Source organism: Myxococcus guangdongensis (assembly GCF_024198255.1).
GTDB lineage: Bacteria > Myxococcota > Myxococcia > Myxococcales > Myxococcaceae > Myxococcus > Myxococcus guangdongensis.
On record NZ_JAJVKW010000006.1, the window covers coordinates 15002 to 39249 of the forward strand.

Annotated in this window: 21 protein-coding genes; 15 read left to right on the top strand and 6 right to left on the bottom strand. The window is 70.3% G+C overall.

Going from position 1 to position 24248, the window contains the following annotated elements; translation table 11 throughout:
* Positions 1-220 precede the first annotated feature (220 nt).
* From LXT21_RS19630 to LXT21_RS19670, 9 genes are all read left to right on the top strand, one after another.
* The gene (locus LXT21_RS19630) at positions 221-1807 is read left to right on the top strand and encodes a peptide ABC transporter substrate-binding protein (protein WP_254040115.1); all 1587 of its coding nucleotides are present in this window, start codon (positions 221-223) and stop codon (positions 1805-1807) included.
* Entirely contained in the window at positions 1804-2688 is an 885-nt protein-coding gene (locus LXT21_RS19635; protein WP_254039682.1) for an ABC transporter permease subunit, read from the top strand. Before LXT21_RS19630 ends, LXT21_RS19635 begins: the two co-directional genes overlap by 4 nt.
* 106 nt (positions 2689-2794) lie before the next feature.
* Positions 2795-3607: an ABC transporter permease subunit gene (locus LXT21_RS19640; protein WP_254039683.1), complete on the top strand. Its 813-nt coding sequence runs from the start codon at positions 2795-2797 to the stop codon at positions 3605-3607.
* Positions 3608-3700: 93 nt separating this feature from the next.
* Complete coding sequence (locus LXT21_RS19645; RefSeq protein ID WP_046712197.1) at positions 3701-4162, top strand: response regulator; 462 nt, start codon at positions 3701-3703, stop codon at positions 4160-4162.
* 87 nt (positions 4163-4249) lie between these two features.
* On the top strand, positions 4250-4795 hold the full coding sequence (locus LXT21_RS19650) for a YqgE/AlgH family protein (RefSeq protein ID WP_254039684.1): 546 nt from the start codon (positions 4250-4252) through the stop codon (positions 4793-4795).
* Entirely contained in the window at positions 4795-5052 is a 258-nt protein-coding gene (locus LXT21_RS19655) for a BolA family protein (protein WP_254039685.1), read from the top strand. The genes LXT21_RS19650 and LXT21_RS19655 overlap by 1 nt, the downstream gene beginning before the upstream one ends.
* A gap of 12 nt (positions 5053-5064) precedes the next feature.
* Positions 5065-5385 carry a Grx4 family monothiol glutaredoxin gene (gene grxD, locus LXT21_RS19660; protein ID WP_046712200.1) on the top strand — a complete coding sequence of 107 codons (321 nt, stop codon included), beginning with the start codon at positions 5065-5067 and terminating at the stop codon, positions 5383-5385.
* 79 nt (positions 5386-5464) lie between these two features.
* Entirely contained in the window at positions 5465-6892 is a 1428-nt protein-coding gene (locus LXT21_RS19665) for a DUF2914 domain-containing protein (RefSeq protein WP_254039686.1), read from the top strand.
* Positions 6893-7767: 875 nt separating this feature from the next.
* Positions 7768-8877, top strand: a complete 1110-nt coding sequence (locus LXT21_RS19670) for a winged helix DNA-binding domain-containing protein (protein WP_254039687.1) — start codon at positions 7768-7770, stop codon at positions 8875-8877.
* Positions 8878-8935: 58 nt separating this feature from the next.
* On the opposite strand, the gene LXT21_RS19675 is transcribed toward LXT21_RS19670, so the two are convergent.
* Together LXT21_RS19675 and LXT21_RS19680 are read right to left on the bottom strand one after the other, a co-directional pair.
* Positions 8936-10546, bottom strand: coding sequence for an aminopeptidase P family protein (locus tag LXT21_RS19675; protein ID WP_254039688.1), 1611 nt, complete (start codon positions 10544-10546; stop codon positions 8936-8938).
* 33 nt (positions 10547-10579) lie between these two features.
* On the bottom strand, positions 10580-11344 hold the full coding sequence (locus tag LXT21_RS19680) for a 16S rRNA (uracil(1498)-N(3))-methyltransferase (protein WP_254039689.1): 765 nt from the start codon (positions 11342-11344) through the stop codon (positions 10580-10582).
* Positions 11345-11479: 135 nt separating this feature from the next.
* On the opposite strand from LXT21_RS19680, the gene LXT21_RS19685 reads away from it, so the two are divergent.
* Positions 11480-12670, top strand: a complete 1191-nt coding sequence (locus tag LXT21_RS19685) for a tRNA-uridine aminocarboxypropyltransferase (RefSeq protein ID WP_254039690.1) — start codon at positions 11480-11482, stop codon at positions 12668-12670.
* Positions 12671-12812: 142 nt separating this feature from the next.
* On the opposite strand, the gene LXT21_RS19690 is transcribed toward LXT21_RS19685, so the two are convergent.
* Both LXT21_RS19690 and LXT21_RS19695 read right to left on the bottom strand, forming a co-directional pair.
* Complete coding sequence (locus LXT21_RS19690; protein ID WP_254039691.1) at positions 12813-14678, bottom strand: FecR domain-containing protein; 1866 nt, start codon at positions 14676-14678, stop codon at positions 12813-12815.
* Positions 14665-15330 carry an RNA polymerase sigma factor gene (locus LXT21_RS19695; RefSeq protein ID WP_254039692.1) on the bottom strand — a complete coding sequence of 222 codons (666 nt, stop codon included), beginning with the start codon at positions 15328-15330 and terminating at the stop codon, positions 14665-14667. Before LXT21_RS19695 ends, LXT21_RS19690 begins: the two co-directional genes overlap by 14 nt.
* A 235-nt stretch (positions 15331-15565) precedes the next feature.
* Between LXT21_RS19695 and LXT21_RS19700 the strand changes: the two genes are divergently transcribed.
* Positions 15566-16744, top strand: coding sequence for a DUF7107 domain-containing protein (locus tag LXT21_RS19700; RefSeq protein ID WP_254039693.1), 1179 nt, complete (start codon positions 15566-15568; stop codon positions 16742-16744).
* A gap of 33 nt (positions 16745-16777) precedes the next feature.
* Here the strand turns inward: LXT21_RS19700 and LXT21_RS19705 are convergent, their stop codons facing one another.
* Positions 16778-17779 (bottom strand): class I SAM-dependent methyltransferase, encoded by a 1002-nt coding sequence (locus tag LXT21_RS19705; RefSeq protein WP_407667005.1) that lies wholly within the window; start codon positions 17777-17779, stop codon positions 16778-16780.
* On the opposite strand from LXT21_RS19705, the gene LXT21_RS19710 reads away from it, so the two are divergent.
* The 4 genes from LXT21_RS19710 to LXT21_RS19725 all read left to right on the top strand — a co-directional run bounded on the left by LXT21_RS19710 (position 17778) and on the right by LXT21_RS19725 (position 22702).
* A complete protein-coding gene (locus LXT21_RS19710; RefSeq protein WP_254039695.1) occupies positions 17778-18473 on the top strand; it encodes a UdgX family uracil-DNA binding protein in 696 nt (231 codons plus the stop codon). The two genes, LXT21_RS19705 and LXT21_RS19710, sit on opposite strands and share 2 nt — an antisense overlap.
* 211 nt (positions 18474-18684) lie before the next feature.
* On the top strand, positions 18685-19446 hold the full coding sequence (locus tag LXT21_RS19715) for a crotonase/enoyl-CoA hydratase family protein (RefSeq protein WP_254039696.1): 762 nt from the start codon (positions 18685-18687) through the stop codon (positions 19444-19446).
* A 49-nt stretch (positions 19447-19495) separates the two neighbouring features.
* Positions 19496-20641, top strand: coding sequence for a cystathionine gamma-synthase (locus LXT21_RS19720; protein WP_046712210.1), 1146 nt, complete (start codon positions 19496-19498; stop codon positions 20639-20641).
* A gap of 189 nt (positions 20642-20830) precedes the next feature.
* Positions 20831-22702, top strand: coding sequence for a metallophosphoesterase (locus LXT21_RS19725; protein ID WP_254039697.1), 1872 nt, complete (start codon positions 20831-20833; stop codon positions 22700-22702).
* Positions 22703-22755: 53 nt separating this feature from the next.
* Here LXT21_RS19725 and LXT21_RS45200 read toward each other — a convergent pair whose 3' ends face one another.
* Complete coding sequence (locus LXT21_RS45200) at positions 22756-24195, bottom strand: tail fiber domain-containing protein (RefSeq protein ID WP_267145415.1); 1440 nt, start codon at positions 24193-24195, stop codon at positions 22756-22758.
* Positions 24196-24248 lie beyond the last annotated feature (53 nt).

Genomic DNA, 24248 nt, shown 5'->3' on the forward strand with positions numbered 1-24248 from the left:
ACCCACGAGGTCGCCGGGCTCCTGGCTTCTCTCTTTTCTGGCGGGCAGACGGGGCGTCTGGCTTCTGTTGCCGGGCGTCCCTGGCTTCGGGGTACAACGGGGCCCGGTGGCTCCTCGCGCTCGACTCGCCTGGTGGTGTCTGTTGCTGGCCTGGGTGACCGGGGCCTGCGGGCCGTGCGGCTTCCAGCCGGAGTCGGGCGTCAAGGTGGTGGTGCCCGCGATGCCCACCACGCTGGATTGGAGCCATTCGGACCCGGAGAGCTGGGCGAACTACCCGGTGATGCTGGCGACGCAGAAGGGGCTGACGCTGCTGGGCGCGGACCACTCGGTGCGGCCGGGGTTGGCGGAGCGGTGGGAACGCGCTCGCGACGAGAAGGGCCGCGAGGTCTACGTCTTCCACCTGCGGGGGGATGTGCGGTGGTCGGATGGCGCTCCGCTCGTGGCCCGAGACTTCGTCGTGGGGTGGCGGCGCGCGCTGCGGGGACGTGAGCGCGGGGAGATGGCGGACCTGGAGGGTGCGTCGGAGGTGCTGGCGCTGCAGGACCGCATGGCGCCCGAGGCGGACATCCGCGCGGCGCTGGAGCACGTGGGCGTGGAGGCGGTGGACACGCGGACGCTCCGGGTGACGCTGGCGCATCCGCGCAGCTACTTCCTGGCCCGCATCGCGAACGTCTACATCTTCTACCCGGCGCCCTCGGCGGATTTGGAGGGGCGCTCGGATGAGGAGGTCCGTGACTATTTCGACCGGCCTCGTGATGGTCGGCCGCTGGCCTTGGGGCCGTATCGCGTGGAGAGCTGGGACCGGGCGGGGGAGCGGGTGCGGTTGGTCTACAACCCGCGCTCGGCATTTCCTCCGCCCATGGCTCCGGGCGAGGTGCCCGTGCCCGTCATCACGTTGATGAAGTCGGAGATTGGTCCCGCGCTGTATGAGCGGGACCGGGTGGACTTCGTCTTCGTGGACAGCGCCGCGGCGCTGCGTGTGAAGCGTCCCGAGGACCTCCAGCGCGAGCCGCTGTTGTCGACGTACTACCTGGCGTTCAACACGGAGCGCGCGCCGTTGGACAGGCCCGAGGTCCGTCGCGCGCTGTCACGGGCGTTGGACCGTGAGGCGTTGATGGCGGGGTTGCTGCCGGCCGCGCGGCCGTCTCATGTGTTGCTGCCTCCGGAGCTGCCGGGGGCGGCGTCGGCCGAGGAGGCGCTGCGGCTGCCGCACTACGAGCCCGAGCGCGCGAAGGCGGACCTGGCGTCGGTGGTCGGGATGGAGCGGCCGTTGAGGCTGGTGTACCGCTCGGGGGACAACTTCGTGCCGGAGGTGGCGATCGCCGAGCGCGTGGCGGCGCAGCTGGCCCGGGTGGGCGTGAAGGTGGAGCTGGAGGCGCGCTCCGACTTCACGGCGGAGATTTCGCGGCGCACGGCGCAGGGGCCTCGCGCGTATGACTTGTACCTGCGCCGGTTGGGCGGGGACTACGCGCACCCGAACACGTTCTTCACGCTCTTCGAGCGCTCGGGCAATCACCAGACGGGCTGGGAGACGCAGGGCGGTGGCGAGCCCATGGCGCGCTTCGAGCGACTGCTGGAGGCCGGGGACGGCGAGGCGGACGAGGCGCGCGCGCGGACGATGTACGTGCAGGCGCAGGAGGTGCTGGTGGGGGAGCAGGCGGTGATTGCGCCGCTGTACCACCCGGACCGCTACTTCCGAGCGCGCGACACGTTGCGCGGCCTGGATGTGGACCCGTTCAACTTCCTGGCACTGCGCACGCTGCGCAGGGCCGCGCCGCCGGTGGCGCCCACCGAGGTGGCGCGATGATGGCCGTGGTCCAGAAGCTCGCGCGGCAGTTGGTGCTGGTGCCCGTGGTCGCGGTGGCCTCTTACTTCCTCATGGCCATGTTGCCGCTCACCACGGAGAGCGACGCCAAGCGGCAGGCCTCCCCGGAGCTGATGGCGTCGTATCGACGGGACCTCGGCCTCGGTGAGCCGCTCGGCTTCCTGCGTCCCTGGGAGAAGCTGTGGCGCGGTGAGCGGCTGGGCACGAGCGCGCAGGGCATCACCGGCGACGAGCTGGCGCGCAAGCTGTCGGGCAGCGTGGGCGTGGGGTTGCTCGCGCTTCCCCTGGCCCTGACGTGGGCGCTGGGCTTCGCGCTGGTGCGCACGCGCTGGCGGCGAGGTCGGTGGTCCGCGCTGGGGGACGTCGTGCCGGCGCTGGCCTTCGGTACGCCCGTGTTCATCCCCGCGCTGTTGCTCGCGCCCGCGGTGGTGGAGCGTGGGCACATGCTGCCGGAGCTGTGCGCGGCGCTCGTCACGTCCATCTGGCCGGGCATCTTCCTGGGCACGCTGGTGGGGGACTCGCTGGAGACGGAGCTGTCGCGCGACTATGTGCGCACCGCGCTGGGCAAGGGGCTGTCGCAGGGCACGGTGCTGCGTCGCCATGTGCTTCCGAACGTGCTGCCCGCGCTGCTCGATGCCGTGGGGCCGGTGGCCACGGCGCTGCTCGCCGGCTCGTTCGCGGCCGAGCGCGTGCTGGGGCTGCCTTACTTCGGACAGCTCTACGTGCTCGCGGTGCTCAACAAGCAGGTCGCCGTCGTCGTGGTGGCGACCACCACGTTCGCCTCGCTGCTCGTCGTCGTGAGCCTCGCGGTGGAGGTGGCCCGCTACGTCGTGGACCCGCGCTCGCGTGAGGCCCGCGCATGAGCCTCCCTTCGAGGATGCATCCCGCGGACTGTCTCGGCATCGCGCCGTGCGACCTGGCCGACGTGCTCTGTGTCGCGGCGGTGAAGTGTCCTCGTGAGGCCCGCGCATGAGCCGCATCCCCGCGCGTGCCCGCTTCGGACTCGTGCTCCTCGTCGGGCTCGGTGTCCTCAGTCTCGTCGCCGGGCGGCTGTTCCCGGACGTGCTCGCGAACACGTGCCCGTTGGGTGTGGACCCGACGCGTCCGGACCGTACCGTGTGCGAGCTGGCCTTCGGTGGCCTCTGGGTCTCCCTCGCCGTGGGCCTGTGCGCTGGAGGGCTCTCCACGCTCATCGGCCTCGTCGTCGCCGCGGTGGCGCGGCTCGCGGGTGGTGCGTGGGAGCAGGCCCTGCTTCGCGGCGTGGACGCGGTCTTCGCCCTGCCCGATGTGCTCGTGGTGATGGTGCTCCAGCTCGCCGGCCAGTCGCTCGCGGACGCGGGGCTCGGCGGTGGACTGGGGCCCTTCGGGTTGATGGTGATGTCGCTCGCGCTGGTCGGGTGGGCCGGGCCCGCGCGCATGTTCCGCAACCGGCTGGCCACGCTCGAGGGGCAGGAGTACGTTGCCGCGGCGCGCGCGCTCGGCGGTGGCGGCACCCATGTCCTGCGCGTCCACTTGTGGCCCGCGCTCAGGCCCTTCGCGCTCGCCGTGTTCCTGAGCCGACTGCCCACCGCCATCCTCACCGAGTCCACCGTCAGCTTCTTCGGCATCGCTCGCATGGAGCCGATGTCCCTGGGCCGCTACCTGGGCACCAGCTACGCCGCGCTCATCTACGAGGGCGGCGCGCGCGTGGTGCTCCCCGCGTGGGCGCTGTTGGTGATGCTGGTGCTCGGCGCGTCGCTCGCCTCCCAGGCGCTCTCGGCGGGCCCTCGCAAGGCCTCCTGAGGAGCAGGCGCCGTGGGCGTGTCCGCTTGGAATTCCCACCGAGGAAATGTGGGTTCCCATCACACGGAAACCTTTTGCCCAACCGGTGCCCTCATGTCCCTGCCCACCACTGAAGAGTTGATCCCCGTGCTCGGCCCCGACGCGAAGGAGCGCACTGAGCGCAGTGACGAGTTGAAGGTGGAGCCCGTGCGCAGCGCGGTGCTCGTCGTGGAGGACGACCCGTCCCACCGCGAAATCCTCGTGGAGATGCTGGCCGGTTGGGGCTACGAGCCCCTGCCCGTGGGCAGCGCCGAGGAGGCGGAGTTCGCCGTGCGCAACAAGCGCATGGACGCCGCCATCGTCGACGTGTTCCTGCCTGGCCGCAGCGGTGCCACGCTGATGTCACGGCTTCGCGAGCGCTTCCCTCAGGCCGTGCTCATCGGCGTGAGCGCGATGAGCGACTCGGCCATGGCGCGCAAGTGCAAGGGCCTGGGCGCGGACCTGTTCATCGGCAAGCCGCTCAACCCCGAGCGCCTGTCCGAGGCGCTCCAGTCGAAGCACACCAGCTGGCACTGAACCGAGGGCGCAGCGGGGCGCCCGGCACCCGTCTTCCCAGGGCGGTTGCCGGTTGCGCCGCTCGCTCGAACGGTTGATGCTCGTCTCGTGAAGAACCTCGCTCCCGGCTTCCTGCTGGCCATGCCTCAGCTCGGGGACCCGAACTTCTACCGCTCGGTCGTCTTGATGATCGAGCACGGGGAGTCCGGCTCCATGGGGCTCGTCGTCAACCGGGGCGCGCCCTTGACGCTGGGCGAGCTGGCCCGTGGTCAGAAGCTCGACATCCACGCGGACCGCTCCAGCCACCCCGTGTACCTGGGCGGCCCGGTGGAGCCCCAGCGTGGCTTCGTGCTGCACGACGATGGTGGGGTGCTGGAGAAGCACTCCGTGCTGCCGGGCCTGTTCCTCAGCGTGACGCTGGACGCGCTGGGCCCGCTGTTGGAGCGCAGCGCGCCCCGGCTTCGCTTCTGCCTGGGGTATGCGGGCTGGGGTCCCAAGCAGTTGGAGAGTGAAATCGCCGCCGGCTCGTGGCTCTTCACGGAGGCCTCGAGCGAGGCGGTGCTGGGCCTGGAGCCTGGCAAGTTGTGGGAGACCACGTTGCGTGGCATGGGCGTGGACCCGGCCATGCTGGTGATGGGAAGGGGAATGAACTGATGCTCGACGCAGAATTCGTCCGCAGCCGCATCCTGGAGGCCCTGCCGGGCTCCGAGGTGGAGGTCCATGACACCACCGGGACGGGGGACCATTTCGAGGCCCGCGTCGTCAGCGCGGACTTCGCCGGCAAGATGATGGTGCAGCAGCACCAGCTCGTGTATGCGCCGCTCCAGCAGTGGCTCAAGTCGGGCGAGCTGCATGCGCTCGCACTCAAGACCTATTCACCCGAGCAGTGGAAGAAGCTCGGGAACCGCTAAGGAGACACCCCCATGAACCCCGACCTCAAGGCCCGGTTCGACAGCATCACGCAGTCGCACCCCATCGTCCTCTTCATGAAGGGCAACGCCCTGTTCCCCCAGTGCGGCTTCTCCGCGCGGGCGCTGCAGATCCTGCAGCCCCACGGTGAGGTCTTCACGGTGGACGTGCTGGCGGACCCCGAGGTGCGCCAGGGCATCAAGGACTACACGAACTGGCCCACCATTCCGCAGATCTTCATCAAGGGGCAGTTCGTCGGCGGCGTCGACATCCTGACCGGGCTGGCCGAGAGCGGCGAGCTGGCGGACCTGGTCGCGGGCAAGTCCCCGGCCTGAGCCGGGTGCCTCGGGGGGAGGGGAGACCCGCTCCCCTCGAAGGGGCTAGAATGGGAGGCCGCTACCGCGAGGAAACACCGTGGTCACCGCTACTCCGCCCAACACCTCCCAGAAGAACGAAGAGACCTCCGAGCCGTCGGGTGCCCCGGCGCCGGAGGCAGTCGTCCCCGCCAACGTCGTCGTGACGGAGGCCGCCCCGGGTGTCGTCGTGCCCGTCGCGGTGGACCCCGATGACCTGGTGGACACGGCGAAGACGCCCACGCTGATGGAGAAGGTGCAGGCGTTCCGTACGCGGCACGAGAAGTGGGAGATGGCCGCGTTCTTCTTCGGCGGCTTCCTCTACGACATCATCTCGCTCAGCCGCATCGACGACACGCTGACGCTGGTGCAGAGCTTCGCGTACCTGCTCGTCCTGGCGACGCTGCTGCTGCTCGAGCAGCGCTACCCGGAGGGGGTGGAGCCGCCGAAGCTCCTGGAGAAGGTGTGGCGTTGGCGCGAGGACGCCATCCACTTCTTCTTCGGCAGCCTGCTCAGCGTCTTCATGCTGCTCTTGTTCAAGAGCACGTCGGGCTTCACGCCCTACCTCTTCGTCATCGGCATGTTCGCGCTGCTGGTGGCCAACGAGCTGCCGCTGTTCCGCAAGATGGGCCCGGTGGTGCGCGTCTCGCTGCTGAGCCTGTGCGTGACGATGTACTTCGCGTGCCTGTTGCCGGTGGTCATCGGGCGCATCGGCTTCTGGGTGTTCCTGCTGGCGATGGCGCTGGGCTGCGCGAGCATGTACGGGCTGATGCGGCTGATGGCGCGCTGGCGTCCGGACATGCACTATCTGGTGCGCAACGTCGCGGTGCCGGGCTTCGGTGTGCAGGTGGCGCTGCTGGCCTGCTACCTGGTGGGCATCATCCCGCCCATCCCGCTCGCGGTGCAGTACTCGGGCATCTTCCACGACGTGAAGCGCGTCAGCCCGGGCGTGTACCAGCTGACGTCAGTGGATGACTCGGTCTGGTTCAAGCCGTGGACGTGGTTCGGTCCGGACTTCGTCATCCGGCCCGGCGACAAGCCGTACTATTTCTTCCGCATCTTCGCGCCGAAGAACTTCGCGCCCTACAAGGTGCGGGTGCGCTGGTTCTACGACCACCCGGAGAAGGGGTGGACGACGAACGGCAGCGGCTTCGTCGCCAACGTCAGCAGCAACGGGACGGATGGCGGCTATCGCTACTACGCGACGACGTCCAACCTGAAGCCGGGCAACTGGCGGGTGGTGTTGGAGACGGAGGACGGGCACGAGATCAACCGCCTGTCCTTCACCGCGGGGGCGGACACCCGCACCGAGCCTCGTGAACTGGAGGTGAAGTACTCCACGCTCAAGGAGCTCCTCCCGCTGTCGACCGAGGAGTGGGAGAAGACGCGGAAGACGCCGGCCGCGCCCGCGGGTGGGTCGGTGCCCGGGACGGCGCCGGCTCCGGCCGATGAGGTTGCCCCGCAGGTGGCTCCCGCTCCGACGCCTTGATGCGTGTGTCCGGGGGCCTCGCTCGCGGCGAGGCTCCCGATGCGCTCGGCAGACGGAGACGGGCCCTCGGGTGGACCTGTCACATCGCTCCGTGTCCGGCCCTTCGAAGGGGCTGCCTACATACCTGACATATCGCTGTCACGCCCGGTCGTCATGGTGCGTCTCACGAAGCCGCCGAGCTGTGCCGGACTCGCGAGGACCCACGCCCCATGCTCCCCATTCCCCTGATGTTCCTTCCGTTTCCCTTCGTGCCCGTGGACGGGCAGCGCGCGAAGGCGCAGGGGCCGAACGAGGAGGGTGCTCGTCCCCGGCTGGTGGCGGTTCCTCGCGGCGCTGTGGAAGAGTTAATGTCGTCGCGCCGTGAGTCTCCGCCTGCCTCGCAGGGCTCGGCGCTTCGTGCTGCCGGGGAGGAAGCCGTGCCGTCGCGCCGCAAGTCACCATCTGCCTCGGCGGGCTCGGCGCCTCCTGGTGCTGTGGAACAGTCCGTGTCGTCGCGCCGCGAGTCACGGTCTGCCTCGCGCGGCTCGGCGCCTCGAGACGCTGTGGAGGAAGCCGTGTCGTCGCGCCGCAAGTCACCATCTGCCTCGGCGGGCTCGGCGCCTCATGCTGCCGTGGAGGAGTCCGTGCCTTCGCGCCGCCGCGAGTCACGGTCTGCCTCGCGCGGCTCGACGCCTCGGGACGCTGTGGAGGATGCCGTGCCGTCGCGACGCAAGCAGCCGTCGGCCTCGCAGAACTCGGCGCCTCGTGCTGCCGGGAAGGAGTCCGTGCCGTCGCGACGTAAGCAGCCGTCCTCCTCGCGCGCTTTGACTCCTCGTGATGCGGTGCCGTCACCGCGCAAGCGTTCCTCCCCCACGCTGCGGAGCGCTGAGAAGTCGGTGCTGGCATCCGTGCTGACGACGCGCGAGCTGAACCGGGCATTGCTCGCGCGCCAGTTCCTGCTGCGACGGACCCGTGAGTCCGTGCTCCATGTTCTCGAGCATCTGGTGGGACTCCAGGCCCAGGCCGGCAATGCGCCCTATCTGGGCCTGTGGACGCGGATGGAGGACTTCCAGCTCGCGGACCTCACCCGGCGCTACGAGCAACGGGAGGTGGTGCGGGCGACGCTGCTGCGCTCCACGCAGCACCTGGTCACCGCGCGGGACTACCAGTCGCTGCGCCCCGCGCTCCAGCCCGTGTTGGACCGGATGTTCAGCCACAGCGCCTATCCGCGAGAGCTCGCGGGGCTGGACATGGACGCGCTGCTCGCCGAGGGACGCCAGCTCCTCTCGCGTGAGCCCCTGAGCTCGGTGGAGTTGGGGCGGCGACTCCAGGCTCGCTGGCCGGAGCGGGATGCCCAGTCCCTGGCGTTCGTGGTGCGTGTCGCCGAGTCACTCGTCACGGTGCCTCCGTTCGGCACCTGGGGCGTGGGCGGGGAGGTGGAGTTCACTCCGTCGGAGTCGTGGCTCGGTGCACCCTTGCAGCCCGCGCTCGCGCTGGAGTCACTGGTGCGGCGCTACCTGGGCGCCTTCGGTCCCGCGAGTGTGAAAGACATGCAGCACTGGTCCGGCTTCGTGCGACTGGGCGAAGTCTTCGAGCGGATGCGCGCCGAGCTGCGCGTGTTCCGCGACGAGCAGGGCGTCGAGCTGTTCGACCTGCCCGACGCTCCCCGGCCCGACGGTGACACGCCGGTGCCCGTGCGCTTCGTGCCCGAGTTCGACAACCTGCTGCTGTCCCACTCGGACCGCGCGCGCATCATCTCCGAGCCGCATCGCAAGCGCGTCTTCACCGTCAACGGCATCATCCGTCCGACGGTGCTCATGGACGGCTTCGTGCGCGGCATGTGGAAGCTGAAGTGGGAGAAGACGCGCGTCACGCTGCACGTCTCGCCCTTCGCGCGACTGTCCGGTGGCGACCGCGAGGCGCTGACTCAAGAGGGGCTGCGTCTGCTCGCCTTCGCGGCGGCGGATGCCTCGACCCACGACGTGCGCTTCGCTCCGGTGTCCTGAACGCGTCAACCGCCCGGCCCTCGCCTCCAGCGTGGCGGGGCCGGGGAGGTGACACGGACTACTTGCGCTTGCCGGCCTTCGCCTTCTTCGCGGCGGGGGCCTTGGCCTTCTTCGCGGGGGCCTTCTTGCCCTTGGGCGCGGCGGACGTCTTCTCGGCGCTCCACACGCCGCTCATCCACGCCTCGATGTCCTTCACCGTGCGCGGGATGTTGCCGGACAGCACCTTGCAGCCGCGCGCGGTGACGACCAGGTCGTCCTCGATGCGCACGCCGATGCCGCGGTAGCGCGCGGGCACCGTGAGGTCGTCCTTCTGGAAGTACAGGCCCGGCTCCACCGTGAGCACCATGCCCGCCTGCAGCTTGCCGTACTTGTACGCCTCCTGCCGCGCCTGCGCGCAGTCATGCACGTCCAACCCCAGCATGTGGCTGACGTTGTGCAACGAGTAGCGCTTGTAGAACTGGTGCTCGTCCTTGAGCGCCTCGGCGGCGTCCTCGAGGATGCCCAGCTTCTCCAGGCCCTCGGCCAGCACCCGCATGGCGGCGCGGTTGGGCTCCATGAAGTCGTTGCCCGGCTTCACCGCCGCGAACGCGGCCTCCTGCGACGCGTACACCAGCTCGTAGATGGCCTTCTGCTCCGGCGAGAAGCGGCCCGTGATGGGCAGCGTCCGCGTGATGTCCGCCGTGTAGAGCGTGTGGCCCTCGACGCCCGCGTCCAGGAGCAGCAGGTCCCCGGGGACGAGCGGACCATCATTGCGGTTCCAGTGCAGCACGCACGCGTGCGAGCCGCTGGCGACGATGCTGTTGTAGCCCGTGTCGTTGCCCTCCACCCGCGCGCGCAGGTTGAAGATGCCCTCCACGTAGCGCTCCGTCTTCGCCACCTTCAGGCTGCGGATGACGTCCTCGAAGCCGCGCTGCGTGGCGTCGATGGAGATCTGCAGCTCGCGCAGCTCCTGCGCGTCCTTGATGAGCCGCATCTCCGACAGGAACGTGGCCAGCGCCTTGTCGCGCTCGCCGCCCTCGGCCACCTCGGCGTCCACCTTGGCCGAGTGTCCGCGCAACACGCGCGTGGTCTTCGCCGAGCCCTTCAGGCCCTTGAGGTACGCGTTCAGCGTGTCCAGTCCCCGCGCCTCGTCGACGTCATGGCGCGCGCGGCTCTCCGGTACGCCCAGGCGCGGGCCCACCCACAGCTCGCCCTTCACCCGGTCCGTGAAGAACGTCGCGTCCGAGCGGCCCGGGTTGGGCTCCACGAAGAGGAGGTCCGTGTGGCCGCCGCCGTCCTTCGGCTCCAGCACCAGCACGCAGTCCGCCTCCATGTTGCCGGTGAGGTAGTAGAAGTCCGTGCCCGGGCGGAAGCGGTAGTACGTGTCGTTCGCGCGCACCTTCTCGTGGCCGGTGGGGATGACAATCGTCTCGCCGGGGAAGGCCTGCGACAGCGCCTTGCGACGGGCCTTGAAGGCCTCCGCGTACTTGATCTTCGGCGGCAGCTTCCCCGACGCGGGCTTCCACTTCTCCAGCATGAAGTCGAGCAGCGCCTGGGGCGGCAGCGAGTCGTGGCTCGCGGGCTTCGCCGCTGGAGCTTGCGGCTCGGACGTGACGAGGGACTGCTGCTCACCGACCGCGGGCTGCGTGCTGTCGGAAGCGACCGAGGACGAAGGGATGGACGTGGCCATGGCCGATAACTCTCGGACAGCGGCCCACCCCCTTCAAGTGCCACCTGCATCGTGACGCGGAGCAGTGTCTTCCGCGAGAAGGGCTACTTGCCCGACGAGCACGGGAACCGCCGTCTCCACGCGGAGAATCCGGGGCCCGAGCGAGAACGGGCGGAAGCCGTGGGATTCCAACAATTGGGCCTCGAACGACACCCAACCTCCGTCGGGGCCGATGGCGAGCACGGAGCGTTGGCCGGGGGCCGCGGCCACCTGGCGCAGGGGCTGGGTCGCCGGAGGGTGGGGGAGCAGGCGGACGGCGCTGGTGGGGAAGACGCTGTCGAGCTCGTCCTCGACGAAGGGGCGGAAGCGCTCGCGGACGAGGACCTCCGGGAGGTGGGTGTCGCGCGCCTGTTCCAGGCCCTGGAGGAGCAGCTCCCGCACGAACGCGCCGTCGAGCACCTTGGAGTCGAAGTAGCTCTTCTCCACGCGGGCGGCGTTGACCAGGACGATGCGGTCCACGCCCAGCGAGGCCACGGCCGGGAGGACCTTCTTGAGGGCCTTGGGCCGGGGGATGGCGAGCAGCAGGTCGATGCCCGCACGGGGCGGTGGCGGCTCGGTGAGGGACACGCGCAGGTGGAGGACGCCGGCGCTGTTCTCCAGCACCTCTCCCGTGCCCGTCAGCCCGCCCAGGCGTCCCACGCGCAGGGATTCCCCAGGCTCGGCGCGCAGCACCTCCCGGGCGTGTTGGGCGCGGCGGCCGGTGAGCCGGGCGGTGCCGTCCGGCAGGAAGTCCTCGTCCAAGAGCAGCAGCAGGTTCACGGGGGACCTGTGTACCCCGGCTGGAGGGGGCGTGGGGGGCTTCTTCCCCGCGGGAGCGCCTGGCGCCCTGGCTGGCGGAGGGCCCCTGTACCGGCAGTGCTTGCCCGGTTCCGGGCCGTGCCGTAAAGCCGGGCTGTGCGTTCCCTTTGTCTTCGCTGCCATCGCCCCGAGAGCGCTTGCTACTGCTCGCAACTGCCGCCCCGGCTGGACACGCGCACCCGCGTCGTCTTCCTCCAGCACCCCCGTGAGCGCCGGGTGGCCATCGGCACCGCGCGCATGGCGCACCTGGCGCTGGCCAACTCCGAGATTCATCAGGGCGTCGACTTCACGGGCCATGCCCGGCTGGAGGAGCTGGCGAAGGACCCGGACTCCGTCGCGGTGCTCTTCCCGGGGGAGGACGCCATCTCCGTGGAGGATGCGCGCGCGCGTCCGCCGAAGACGCTCATCGTCGTGGACGGGACGTGGCCGCAGGCGAAGAAGGTCGTGTCGCGCAACCCGGTGCTCGCGGGACTGCCGCGCATCGGCTTCGTGCCTCGGCGTCCGAGCAACTACCGCATCCGCGCGGAGCCGGCGGACCACTGTGTGTCCACCATCGAGGCGGTGGTGGAGATCCTCGGGCTGCTCGAGGGCCAGCCGGAGAAGTTCGACACGATGCTGCGCGCGTTCGAGTACATGGTCGACACGCAGCTGGGGCGTCAGTCGACGCGGACCTCGCCGAATCGTCGCCGCATCCACTACGGCCCGTGGCGTCCGCCGTTCGAGCTGCGCTCGCTGGCGCAGGCCTTCGAGAACCTGGTGGTGTTCTACGGCGAGGCCAACGCGCACCCGACGGGCGCGGACATCCCGGCGGAGTTGGTGCACATGGTCGCGTGCCGCCCTGCTTCAGGAGAGCGCTTCGAGGCCATCATCGCGCCGGAGCGGCCACTGGCTCGCAGCACGACGCTGCACGTGGAGCTGTCGGAAGAGGTGCTGCGCGCGGGCGAGTCTCGGGCCGCGGCGCTGGCTCGGTTCGAGCAATTCCTGCGGCCGGAGGATGAGCTGGCGGTGTGGACGACGTTCGCGCTCGACCTGCTGTGGGAGGGCGGGGTGGCGCGCAGGTCCGCGAGGAACGTGCGGTTGGCCACTGCGCGCGCGCTGGAGGGCAAGGCGGGCGGAGTGGAGCACGCGATGGAGTTGCTCTCGGGGCCAGATGTGCCGCGCTGGGCTCCGGGTCGCGCGGGGACACGCATCCGCGCGCTGGAGTCGGTGCTGCGCGTGCTGGTGGAGCGAGGCCAGGCGAGCGAGCCGATGAAGCGGGTGAAGCAGCGCACCGGCACCGAGGGCTGACGCAGGGCCGCGGTGGATTTCAGCCAGACACGGGCGCGAGCGATGCGCCTCCTGTGTCTGGTTTCGTTGGTGATGTATCGCCCCGGATGTGCCGTCACTCGTTCCGGGCGCGTGCCCGGGCATTGAAGCGACGCTCGGGGGGCTACGGCAGGATGGCCGCGCCCGCCTCACGTACGTAGCGGCCTCGCGGGAAGTCCTTCAGGTACTGACGATACTCATGCTTCGCGTCCTGTCCCTGGAGTCGCTGTTCGAAGCAGCGTGCGCGCAGGTATCGCGCCTGTTCGCGGTGCTTCTTGCGCGGGCTCTTGTCGGCGATCTCCTCCAGGCCGGCGAGGTAGTTCTCGCAGCTGCGCTGGCTGAGCTGGAGCCGCGCGTAACCGAGGAACCGCTCGTCCGCGTCCTTCGACAGCAGCGCCTTGGGCTGGTGCGCGTCCTTCTTCGTGGGCGCGGCCTCCGCGACCTTCGTGGGCTGCGGTGGGGCGGCGGGGCGGGTCAGCGGTGTTCGCGGTGGGTTCATCCGCTCCGTCACCGATGGGGCCGGATAGGGTGCGAAGTCCTGCGACGGGTCGAAGGGTGTGCTCGGCGCGGGGACCGCAGCGGGTGGAGGTTCGGCGGCGGCCATGGCGGCGGGCACCTCACCCTGGGGCGTGTCCTCGATGTCGGGGGGCACGGCCACGGAGTCAGGCAGCTCGGGCTCGGTGTTCCTCGCGCGCGACGGCGATAGCGACGCGACCACGAGCTGCTTCGACTGCGTCTTCCTCACCGGCGTCGTCGCGACGGCGGACTTCACCGCGTCCGGAGCCTGTGGCGCGTGGGCCACCGCGGGCAACACGTCCTGTGCTCGTGACGGAGGGTTCGCGGCGGTGGGCACCGTGGTGCCGACATCCTGGGTCGAGGACTCCGTCGGAGGCTCGAACACCTCCAGGGCTTCGCGGTCCGGCTGGGACAGCTTCTCCTGCCTCAGGGCCTTGTCGCTGGCGAGCAGTTCGATGCGCTCGCCCGCGCTCACCATGCGCGCGGGCTGTCCTTCCAGCTCCACTCGCACGCGGCCCTCGGACACCGCCACGGATGCGCCCAGCGCCGTGCGCTCCACGGTGAAGACCGTGCCGACCACGGACACGCGCAGGCCCGCGACGTCCACCCGGAAGCCGCGGCGCTCCACGTGCGACGCCTTCACCGACAAGCGGCCCTGATGCACCGTGAGGTGCACGTCGCTCGGCTCGGCTTTCGACAGCTCCACTTCGGAGCCTGCGGACACGCGGACCTGACTCGCATCCGGCAGGCGCAACATGGCGGAGGCCTTCGCGGGTGTCTTCACCGCGACGCCCGAGCGCAATCGCATCCCGGCGCGCAGCGCTCGCTCCTGGCCGCCTTGTTCCTTGAGCACCGCTCCCGGAACGCTTTCGGCCCACGCGGGGTTGCCGTCCATCGCGAGCGACTCCACCGCGCTCTCCGAAGAGGTCGTCAGCTCCGCGAGCGCGTCGCCCGTGGGGCCCGTCAGCGCCTCGCCTGTTGCTCTCGTCTGTCCCGCGAGCTCCTGACCCGTGCCCGCGGACCCGGTCGTCCGTCCCGCGAGCGCCTCGTCCGACGTCGAGGCCTTTCCCGCGAGCACCTCGCTCGAGGGCGTCCCCCGTGTCGCGGAGGTACTGACGAGGAAGAGCGCGAGCGCCACCGCACACGCCCCCGCGAGTGTCAGGGCCCACGGCCATCGCGCGTGCTGTGCCCCCGTGCTCGCGACCGCGTCGGTTCGCGCCCACGGCCATCGCGCGTGCTTCGCCTCCATGCTCGCGGCCGCCTTGGCTCGCAGGGCCGTGCCGACCGCGTCCCAGCGCACCACGGGCTCCACCTGCCGGGCCTCGTGCAACATCGCGCGGCTTGCGCGGACCTGCTCCCACTGACCCGTGCACGCGGGGCACTCGGACAGGTGCGCACGGATGCGCGCGGAGTCCTCGGCGGTCAGCTCGTCGGCCGCCAGTGACCACAGCACCCCTGCCTCAGGGTGAGCCATACGGGCCTCCAGGGCGGCGGGTGGCGAGCAGTCGCTGCATGGCCTCGTTGAACTCCAATCTCGCGTGATGCAGGCGGCTGCGGACGGTGTTGGGAGAGCTTCCCACGGCCTCGGCGATTTCGTCCGGGCTCATTCCGCACAGCTCGTAGTACACGAAGACGATTCGCTTCTTCGGCTTGAGCCGCTCCAGCGCCAGCTCCACCAGCCGGGCCGCCTGCCTGCGCTGCGCCGCGGCCTCCGGGTCCTCGCCCGTCGACTCACACTCCGGAGGCTCCGCGACCGAGTCCTCCGGCCGCCTTCGCTTCCACCGCAGATGCGACAGCGCCACGTTCGAGCACACCCGATAGAAGAACGTCCGGAACCGCGACTCGCCCCGATAGCCCTTCACCGCCGTGAGCAGCCGCAAGTACGTCTCCTGGAGCAGGTCCTCCACGTCCACGCGATTGCCCACCAGGTGCCGCAAGGTGCGCGCCGCGTCCACCTTCGTCAGCTCATAGAGACGCTCGAAGGCGGTGAGGTCCCCGTCCTGGAGCCGGCCCACGAGCAGCCGCAGCTGCGGCTCATCCGACGTGGGAGGTATGGCCGGACCCGGCCCAGGACGCTCCTCGGGCGAGGCCGCGGTCGCCAGTGCCTGGGCATCACGGAAAATCACTGGACGCTCTCCCTCCGGGACCCGCCGCGAGGTTCTCCCTTGCAGGAGCGCCCCACCGTCCATGTGAAAGGTCCAGGTCAGCACACTACCTCCGTGCCCCTGGGTCGCCGCGGCGGCGTGTGACGATCAAAAAAGATTTTTGATCAGCCGTCAGCGCCCCGGAGTCCAACGCGGGTGAAACCGGACAACCCACCCGGTGGCCGGACCGGTTCCCCGTAGCTCGGAGTCCCCGCTCATGAGGCACAACCCCCCGCGACGCCTGCTGGCGCCGCTGCTCGTGCTGTTCGCCTTCCTCCAAGGCTGCATCATCCACGAGCCCGATGACAGTTGGATGGACGACGAGGACGTCTGCTACTGCTCCACCAGCGCCGACTGTGACGGCGGCCAGTACTGCATCGGGGGCATCTGTCGCGACACCGGCCCCGGCACCCAGCGGTGTTCCTCCTCGCTCGAGTGTCCCGGCACGCAGATCTGCCTCGACAACGTCTGTGCCCAGCCCTGTGTCCGCAACGGCGAGTGCCCCAGCGGCCGCTGCGAGGGTGGCTTCTGCACGCCTTCCCCCACGCCGCGCCCCGACGCGGGGAGCGACGGCGGGATTCCTCGTCCGGATGGCGGGACGCGCCCCGACGGCGGTCCTCGCCCCGATGGCGGCATCGACGGCGGCCCCGCGACGGACGCGGGCCCCGGCCCCACGTGCTGGGTGAACGCGGATTGCGGCGCGGGCAACTACTGCATCAACAACCAGTGCGTGCGCGGCTGCTCGACGGACGCGCAGTGCTTCGGCGACGAGGCGTGCATCTCCGGCGTGTGCCGCCCGCGTCCGCCGGACCCGAACGCGTGCCGCTCGGCGCGTGATTGCTCGGACGGCAAGGACTGCGTGGACGGCCAGTGCCGTGCGCAGTGCGAGTCCACCACGCAGTGCCCCGAGGACTTCTCCTGCCAGATTGGCTACTGCCTGCCGATTCCCCACGGCGGTGAGTGCCGCGCCAACTGCGACTGCCCCTCGGGCCAGGTCTGCACCAACGGCCAGTGCCGCTCGCCGCAGCCGGAGCCGGGCCAGACGTGCATGGCCAACTGCGACTGCCCCTCCGGCCAGGTGTGCACCAGCGGTTACTGCCGCGCGCCGACCCCGCCGCCTCCGCCTCCCGACGCGGGGCCGGGCCCGTACTGCTCCGCCAACTGCGACTGCCCCTCCGGTCAGGTCTGCACCAACGGCGCCTGCCGCGCGCCCACGCCGCCTCCCCCCGACGCGGGCACCAGCAACGTCTGCCGCGCCAACTGCGAGTGCCCGGAGAACCACGCGTGCACCGACGGCGTGTGCAAGCCCGTCAACCGCGGCAGCGGCAAGGCCTGCGTGGCCAACTGCGAGTGCCCCGCGGGCGAGCGCTGCGTCGAGAACGCGTGCTGGCTGTAGTCGGGTGACGTCCCGGGTGGCGCCCTCGCTTCGTCAGGGCGCCACCATCCGCCAGCAGCGGTGGATGTCCTTGCGCTGGAAGTCCTCGGGGATGGAGCCGGGGGTGAGCTCCTCCACGGACTTCCAGCCGCGCGTCGCCTTGGCGTCCAGTTGGAAGCCGAGGAAGTTGTTGGAGAAGTAGAGGACGCCTCCGGGCGACAGCAGCGTCCGGAGCGCGTCCAGCATGCGCACGTGGTCGCGCTGCACGTTGAACGAGCCCGTCATCTTCTTCGAGGTGGAGAAGGAGGGCGGGTCGCAGACGATGACGTCGTAGCGCTCGGGGCCTCGGGCCTGGGCTTCCACCCAGGCCTTGGCGTCCCCGCGGACCAGCTCGTGGCGCGCGTTGGCGAGGCCATTGAGGTCCAGGTTGTCCTCGGCCCAGTCGAGGTACGTGTTGGACAGGTCCACCGTCACGGTGCTCGCGGCGCCGCCGGCCGCGGCGTAGACGGTGAACGCACCCGTGTACGCGAAGAGGTTGAGGAAGCGCTTGCCCCGGACCTCCTCGCGGACGCGCTGGCGCGTGTCGCGGTGGTCCATGAAGAGGCCGGTGTCCAGGTAGTCGCCCAGGTTGACCCAGAACTTCAGGCCGCGCTCCTCGACGACGAGCCGCCCGCTGCCCTCGCCCACGCGGCCGTACTGCGCGCGGCCCCAGGGCTGGGGTGTGTGCGTCTTCACGAACACGCGCTCGGCGGGTGTCTCAAGCACCTGCGTCACCGCGGCGAGGACCTCCTCGCGCTGCGTCTCGGCGGTGCCGGACTTGAGGGCCTTGCGGCGCGGGTACTCGGTGACGTGCACGCAGTCGCCGTAGAGGTCGATGGCATAGGGGTACTCGGGAATGTCCCGGTCATAGACGCGAAAGGCCGTCAGCCCCTGGGCGCGAGCCCACCTGCGGAAGTGCTTCGAGCCCTTGCGCAGCCGGTTGGCGAACATGCCGACCTCCGCCTGGGGTGCCGCGTCGTCGCCGCCGTTGCCGTGAATACCTTGTGGGTCAGCCATGCCCAAGCGTCCCTCCGTCCAGACCACCGCGGCCCCACTCATCCCTGAGTCTCCGACGTACGACAAGCTCCGAGAGGCCGCATCGGCCTGTCAGGCGTGTCCCTTGTGGAAGACGGGCACGCAAACCGTGTTCGGCGAGCCGGTGGGGAGGCCCGGTCCGGGCCCCAGGGTGATGCTGGTGGGGGAGCAGCCGGGAGACCAGGAGGACCGCGAGGGCAGGCCCTTCGTGGGGCCGTCCGGCAGGCTGCTGGACGAGGCGCTGGAGGAGGCCGGCATCGACCGCTCGCAGGTGTACGTCACCAACACGGTGAAGCACTTCAAGTGGACGGGGGAGGGCAAGCGCCGCATCCACGCGAAGCCGAACACGACGGAGGTGCGCGCGTGCCTGCCGTGGCTCGAGGCGGAGATCCAGGTGTTCCGCCCCGACCTCCTCGTGTGCCTGGGGGCCACCGCGGCGCAGGCGCTGCTCGGCAAGGACTTCCGCGTGACGCAGCAGCGGGGGCACCCGATTCCCTCTGATTGGGCGCCCATCGTCGTGGCCACGGTGCACCCATCCTCCATCCTGCGTGCGCCGGACCCGGAGGCCCGGGCGCGGCAGCGCGAGGCGTTCGTGGAGGACCTGCGCGCGGTGGCGCGGCTCATCCGTGAGGCGTCCTCGGGCAGGGCAGGGGAGGACGCGCACGCGCCGATGTGAGGGGCGCACACCAGGTCGAGGGTGGAGACGAGGGCGCGCCGAGGGGCCTGTCCGTCCACCCTCCGCGAGGAGCACCTGGGACGATGCGCATGCCCGCGTGAGGGCTTGCCCCCGCGTCGCCGGAGTGATTCATGGGGCTGAATGCCCGCGCGTCGTCGCGCCATGTTGCTCGGCATTGCGACCCATGCGCCAGCGGAGAAGACTCCGCGCCATGAGCGTGCGCACCGAGAAGAACGGCCCCGTCACCACCGTCGTCCTCCACCGCCCCGAGGTGCGCAACGCCGTGGACGGCGCCACCGCGCAGCTGCTCGCGGACGCCTTCCGCGCGTTCGACGCAGACACGGAGTCGCGAGTCGGCGTCCTCTACGGCGATGGAGGCACCTTCTGCGCGGGCGCGGACCTCAAGGCCGTCTCGGAAGGGCGCATGCCGCGCCTCCAGATGGACGGCGATGCCCCCATGGGGCCCTCGCGCATGGTGCTGAGCAAGCCCGTCATCGCGGCCATCAGCGGCCACGCCGTCGCCGGGGGCCTGGAGCTCGCGCTGTGGTGCGATTTGCGCGTCGTCGAGGAGGACGCGGTGCTCGGCGTCTTCTGTCGGCGCTGGGGCGTGCCGCTCATCGACGGCGGCACCGTGCGCCTGCCCCGGCTCATCGGGTTGTCCCGGGCCCTGGACCTCATCCTCACCGGGCGCCCCGTGTCCGCCCAGGAGGCGCTGGCCATGGGACTGGTCAACCGCGTGGTGCCCAAGGGCCACGCCCGTGAGGCCGCCGAGGCGCTCGCCCGGGAGGTGGCCGCCTTCCCCCAAGCCTGCATGAACGCGGACCGCGCCTCCGCCTACGCCCAGGGTGGGTTCCCCCAGGAAGAAGCACTGCGTCAGGAGTTCATCCGGGGCGTCAAGGTGCTGGAGTCCGAGTCCGTCCCGGGGGCCACCCGCTTCGCCCAGGGGGCCGGGCGGCACGGGAAGTTCGAGTAATGCGGAGGTGCTGATGCGCGGCCCGGGGGCCTGTGTTAGTCCCCCCGCCATGCGCTTCGACACCCTCGCCATTCATGCCGGCCAGGAGCCGGACCCCACGACGGGCGCCATCATGACCCCCGTCTACCTGACCTCCACCTACGTCCAGGACGGGCCGGGGGAACACAAGGGCTACGAGTACAGCCGTACGCAGAACCCCACCCGCAAGGCGCTCCAGGATTGTCTGGCCGCGCTCGAGGGCGCGAAGTACGGCGCCGCCTTCGCCTCCGGCCTCGCGGGCACCGACATGTTGATGCACATGTTGGATCACGGTGACCACGTCATCGTCTCCGACGACGTGTACGGCGGCACCTTCCGCCTGTTCGACAAGGTCTACAAGCGCTGCGGCTTGAACTTCTCCTTCGTCGACCTGTCCCAGCCGGGCGCCTTCGAGAAGGCGATTACGCCGAAGACGAAGATGGTGTGGGTGGAGACCCCCACCAACCCGATGTTGAAGCTCATCGACCTGGCCGCCATCGCGCAGGTCGCCAAGAAGCACAACATCCTCGCCGTCGCCGACAACACGTTCATGACGCCGTACTTCCAGCGCCCGCTGGACCTCGGCTTCGACGTGGTGGCGCACTCCACCACCAAGTACCTCAATGGACACAGCGACGTGGTGGGCGGCTTCGTCTGCACCAGCCGCGATGACGTGGCCGAGCGGATGTACTTCCTCCAGAACGCGGTGGGCGGCGTGTCCGGCGCCTTCGACAGCTTCCTCGTGCTGCGCGGCGTGAAGACGCTCCACGTCCGCATGGACCGCCACGCGCACAACGCGATGAAGGTGGCCCAGTACCTGGCCACGCACCCGAAGGTGAAGAAGGTCACCTACCCGGGCCTGGAGACGCACCCGCAGCACGCGCTCGCCAAGCAGCAGATGACGGGCTTCGGCGGCATGCTGACGTTCGACATCCACGGCGGCCTCGAGTCGGCGCGCACCTTCCTCAAGACGGTGAAGGTCTTCGCGTGCGCCGAGTCGCTCGGCGGCGTCGAGTCCCTCATCGAGCACCCGGCCATCATGACCCACGCCTCCGTGCCCAAGGAGACGCGCGAGAAGCTCGGCATCGCCGACGGCTTCATCCGCCTGTCCGTGGGCATCGAGGACTCGCGGGACCTCATCGATGACCTGGCCCAGGCGCTCGACGCGGCGAAGTAGTCCGCGCCTCCGTCCTGCAGGCCGCTGACCCAGGGCCTCCTTGCTCCCCCTGCTCGGGACGCATGGAGGCCCTTCGTCCGTGCGCGCCCTGGCGGCCTCGACTCGCGCTCGGCTGCCCAGCCGCCTGGGAGGGAGCGCGACTGTCGGGTATCGGAATGTTCAGCGGTGCGGGCCGATTGGGGGCCGACCATGAGCAACCGACCGAGTCTCTCCGCTTGCCTGCTGGGCGTGCTGTGTTCGGCCGCCTCCGGCTGTGACGAGCCCCTCTCCGCCAACGACAAGTCCGCCCCCGTCGAGACGCCCGCCCCCGAGGCCGCCGTCGTCGCGGGCACTCCGCTGACCGCGCCCGACTGCCGCATCCTCACCACGCAGCTCGCGACGGCGAGTGGCGATGACGGCGAGGGCAGCGTCGCCGCGAATTCTCAGGACGACGATGTGTCGACGCGCTGGAGCGGGCCGGGCGTAGGCGCGTTCCTCACGATGGACCTGGGCACCTCTCAGTCCATCGCGGGTGTCGCCGTGGCCTGGCACCGCGGCAACGAGCGACAGAACCACTTCGTCCTCTCCACGTCGATGGATGGCGTGAGCTTCACGCAGGCCCTCGCGGGCGACAGCGCGCTGAACACCCAGGCGCAGGCGTATGCGTTCAGCACGCGTCAGGCGCGCTACGTGCGCATCATCGTGAATGGGAACACGGTGAACGACTGGGCCTCCATCACCGAGGCGCGAGCGTGCGGTGAGCGCACGGTGCCGCCCGCGCCCATGGCGGACTCGGGGCCCGTGTTGCCGCGCCTGCCGTACCTCCAGAGCGTGGGCCCCACGAGCGCCCTCATCGCGTTCCGCTCGGGCGTGTCGTGCACGCCCTTCGTGCGCTTCGGTGACGGCTCGTTGCTGGCGCGCACGGCCACGGCCACCGTCGCGGGCTGGCGTCACGTGGTGAAGCTGGAGGGGCTGCAGCCGGGACAGTCCTATGGCTACAGCGTGGAGGCGTGTGGCTCCGTCACGGGACTTCGGACGTTCCGCACGGCGTCGGCTCCGGGGACGCCGCGCGTGCGCTTCACGACGATGGGCGACTTCGGCACGGGCGGCTCCGCGCAGTCGAAGGTGATGGCGGTGATGAACAAGCCCGAGTGGCGCGGGGAGCTCCTCGTCGCGCTGGGGGACAATGCCTACGCGTCCGGCACGGACCAGGAGTTCCAGGACCGGATGTTCAAGCCCATGGCGGCGCTGCTGCGCGAGGTGCCGGTGTTCCCCGTGCTGGGCAATCACGAGTACGTGACGGACCAGGGCCAGCCCTACCTGGACAACTTCTACCTGCCGGCGAACAACCCCGCGAAGAGCGAGCGCTACTACTCGTTCGACTGGGGCAACGTGCACTTCGTGGCGCTCGACTCCAACTGCGCCATCGGCATGGCGTCCTCGGACCGATGCTCGCCGTCGGCGCAGCAGGCGTGGGCGGAGCAGGACCTGTCGGCGAGCAAGCTGCCGTGGAAGGTCGTCTTCTTCCATCACCCGGCCTGGTCCAGCGGCGAGCACGGCTCACAGCTCACCGTGCGTCGCGCCTATGCGCCGATGTTCGAGAAGCACGGCGTGGACCTGGTGCTCATGGGGCATGACCACAACTACGAGCGCAGCAAGCCGATGAAGGGCGACGCGGTGGCGCCGTCGGGCACGCGCGGCATCCCCTACGTCGTGGTCGGCAGCGGTGGCGCGACGCTGCGCTCCTTCCCGAGCAGCCAGCCCTCGTGGACGGCGCTGCGTGACAACCAGGTGTACGGCTTCATGGATGTCACCGTGGACGGAGGCACATTGACGGCGCGGCTCATCACCTCCACGGGCACCGTGCGCGACACCCTCACGCTCACGAAGACGCTGCCGACGACGTGGCTGACGTCGACGAAGAAGCTGGAGTCGCTGGAGTCGGTGCCAGGGCCCATCGACGACCCGGCCCGCATGCCGGAGCTCCTGCGGGCCCGACCTCCGCTGCCCCCCGCGGACCGGCTGGAGGACGTGGCCGATGCGCCCGAGCCGCCCGTGCGCGGCGCGGCGGAGGTCCCGTAGCGGCTGAAGCCCTCGCCACGGCGGACCTCTCGCCGTGGCGAGCCTTCACCCCATCAGTGCCGCGAGTCCTTCGCCTGGATGGCCGCTTCGAGTCGGGACAGGCCGCGCTTGAGCTCGGCGAGCTCGCTCTTGAGCGCATCGACCTCGGCGGTCTTCTCGCGCAGCTCGCGCGTGCGGACCTCCAGCGCCTGGATGGCGGCCAGGTTGACGCCGTCCATGTCCAACTGGCCGATGGTCTTGTCGCCCGCGCCCAGGCCGAACGCCGCGTGGAAGTCCTGCGCCACCGGACCCAGGTGACGCACCTCGCTCGCCTCGCCCTTGAAGCGCCACGTGGTGATGGGCAGCCCCGCGACCTTCGTCAGCAGCGCCTCGCCATCGACCTGACGGAAGTCCTCCTTCAGGTTCCGGTCCGACGAGCACTCCCACCCCGCGGAGTTCGTGCGCAGCTCGCAGCGCGAGCCCAGGTTGGCGCTCGTGTAGAACAGGACGCCGCCCGCGGCGCGGACCATGAACTGGTTGTCGTTGGCGATGCTGGCCGTGCTCACGCCGGAGCGGTCTCCAAAGATGAACGCGCCCGTCTTCCCGTTCGTCGACACATCCTGTCCGAACGCGAAGCTGTAGTTGCCAGTGGCCTGGACGCTCGCGCCCATCGCCACCGCGCCGCGGCCCGAGACGTTGTTCCCGGTGCCGAAGCCGATGGCGGCAAGGCCGGTGACGTTGTTGCCGCTCCCCAGCGCGATGCCGCCCACGTCGCTGGTGGTGTTCCCAGCGCCCAGCGCGATGGAGCTGTCACCGCGCGCCATGTTGTCCTTTCCCATGGCGAAGGACGCGGTCCCCTTGGCCAGCGAGCGATAGCCACCCGCCCAGGAGAAGTCGCCGACGTTGCTCTCATCCCACTGCGCCTCCGTGTAGCCCGCGCGGAACGCCGCGAAGCCCGGCGCCCACATCAGGCGAGTGCCCGTGCCCGACACCGGGAGCAGCCCCTTGTCCACCTCGCCGCTCGCCACCAGGCCTCCCGCCGAGTCCACGGTGAAGACCGGGAACTGCTTCCAGCTCGCGCCCGCGGAGGTGGTGTTCTGCACCTTCAGGAGCGCAATCGAGGACTCGACGGTGGACGCCGCGTCGACGAGCAGGTCCGAGCGCGTCGACAGCTGGCCATGGGTGGTGCCCGAGCCCGAGAGCGCGAAGGAGCCCGTCTGCACCGCCAGGCTGTTCTGCACGTAGTGCGCGCTGCCCGCCAGGGGCGCTCGCGCGTCGGTGAGCCGGGGGTCGTTGGTGGGCACGGGCGGGTTGGCGCCGTCGTAGCGCACGCTCAACACGTTGCCTTCCAACGTCAGCCCCTCGCCCACCTCCCAGGCGGTGCCGCTCGGACCTTGAGGCCCTTGAGGGCCCTGCGGCCCCTGGAGTCCCTCGGCGCCGCGCGATCCATCCGAGCCACAGCCCAGCCCCGCGAAGGTGATGCCCAGCGCGGCCAGCCATGTCCTGACACCCATTCGAATCCTCCTGGCGAGATAGGGCCCGAAGTCTAGCGCCCTACGCGCCAGGT

What these genes read in the sequence shown, in the direction of transcription:
- LXT21_RS19690 (WP_254039691.1), bottom strand. Translation starts at nt 14,678, where the DNA reads ATGGCTCACCCTGAGGCAGGGGTGCTGTGGTCACTGGCGGCCGACGAG.
- LXT21_RS19635 (WP_254039682.1), top strand. Translation starts at nt 1,804, where the DNA reads ATGATGGCCGTGGTCCAGAAGCTCGCGCGGCAGTTGGTGCTGGTGCCC.
- LXT21_RS45200 (WP_267145415.1), bottom strand. Translation starts at nt 24,195, where the DNA reads ATGGGTGTCAGGACATGGCTGGCCGCGCTGGGCATCACCTTCGCGGGG.
- LXT21_RS19640 (WP_254039683.1), top strand. Translation starts at nt 2,795, where the DNA reads ATGAGCCGCATCCCCGCGCGTGCCCGCTTCGGACTCGTGCTCCTCGTC.
- LXT21_RS19705 (WP_407667005.1), bottom strand. Translation starts at nt 17,779, where the DNA reads ATGGCTGACCCACAAGGTATTCACGGCAACGGCGGCGACGACGCGGCA.
- LXT21_RS19710 (WP_254039695.1), top strand. Translation starts at nt 17,778, where the DNA reads ATGCCCAAGCGTCCCTCCGTCCAGACCACCGCGGCCCCACTCATCCCT.
- LXT21_RS19725 (WP_254039697.1), top strand. Translation starts at nt 20,831, where the DNA reads ATGAGCAACCGACCGAGTCTCTCCGCTTGCCTGCTGGGCGTGCTGTGT.
- grxD (WP_046712200.1), top strand. Translation starts at nt 5,065, where the DNA reads ATGAACCCCGACCTCAAGGCCCGGTTCGACAGCATCACGCAGTCGCAC.
- LXT21_RS19645 (WP_046712197.1), top strand. Translation starts at nt 3,701, where the DNA reads ATGTCCCTGCCCACCACTGAAGAGTTGATCCCCGTGCTCGGCCCCGAC.
- LXT21_RS19715 (WP_254039696.1), top strand. Translation starts at nt 18,685, where the DNA reads ATGAGCGTGCGCACCGAGAAGAACGGCCCCGTCACCACCGTCGTCCTC.
- LXT21_RS19675 (WP_254039688.1), bottom strand. Translation starts at nt 10,546, where the DNA reads ATGGCCACGTCCATCCCTTCGTCCTCGGTCGCTTCCGACAGCACGCAG.
- LXT21_RS19630 (WP_254040115.1), top strand. Translation starts at nt 221, where the DNA reads ATGCCCACCACGCTGGATTGGAGCCATTCGGACCCGGAGAGCTGGGCG.
- LXT21_RS19700 (WP_254039693.1), top strand. Translation starts at nt 15,566, where the DNA reads ATGAGGCACAACCCCCCGCGACGCCTGCTGGCGCCGCTGCTCGTGCTG.
- LXT21_RS19720 (WP_046712210.1), top strand. Translation starts at nt 19,496, where the DNA reads ATGCGCTTCGACACCCTCGCCATTCATGCCGGCCAGGAGCCGGACCCC.
- LXT21_RS19655 (WP_254039685.1), top strand. Translation starts at nt 4,795, where the DNA reads ATGCTCGACGCAGAATTCGTCCGCAGCCGCATCCTGGAGGCCCTGCCG.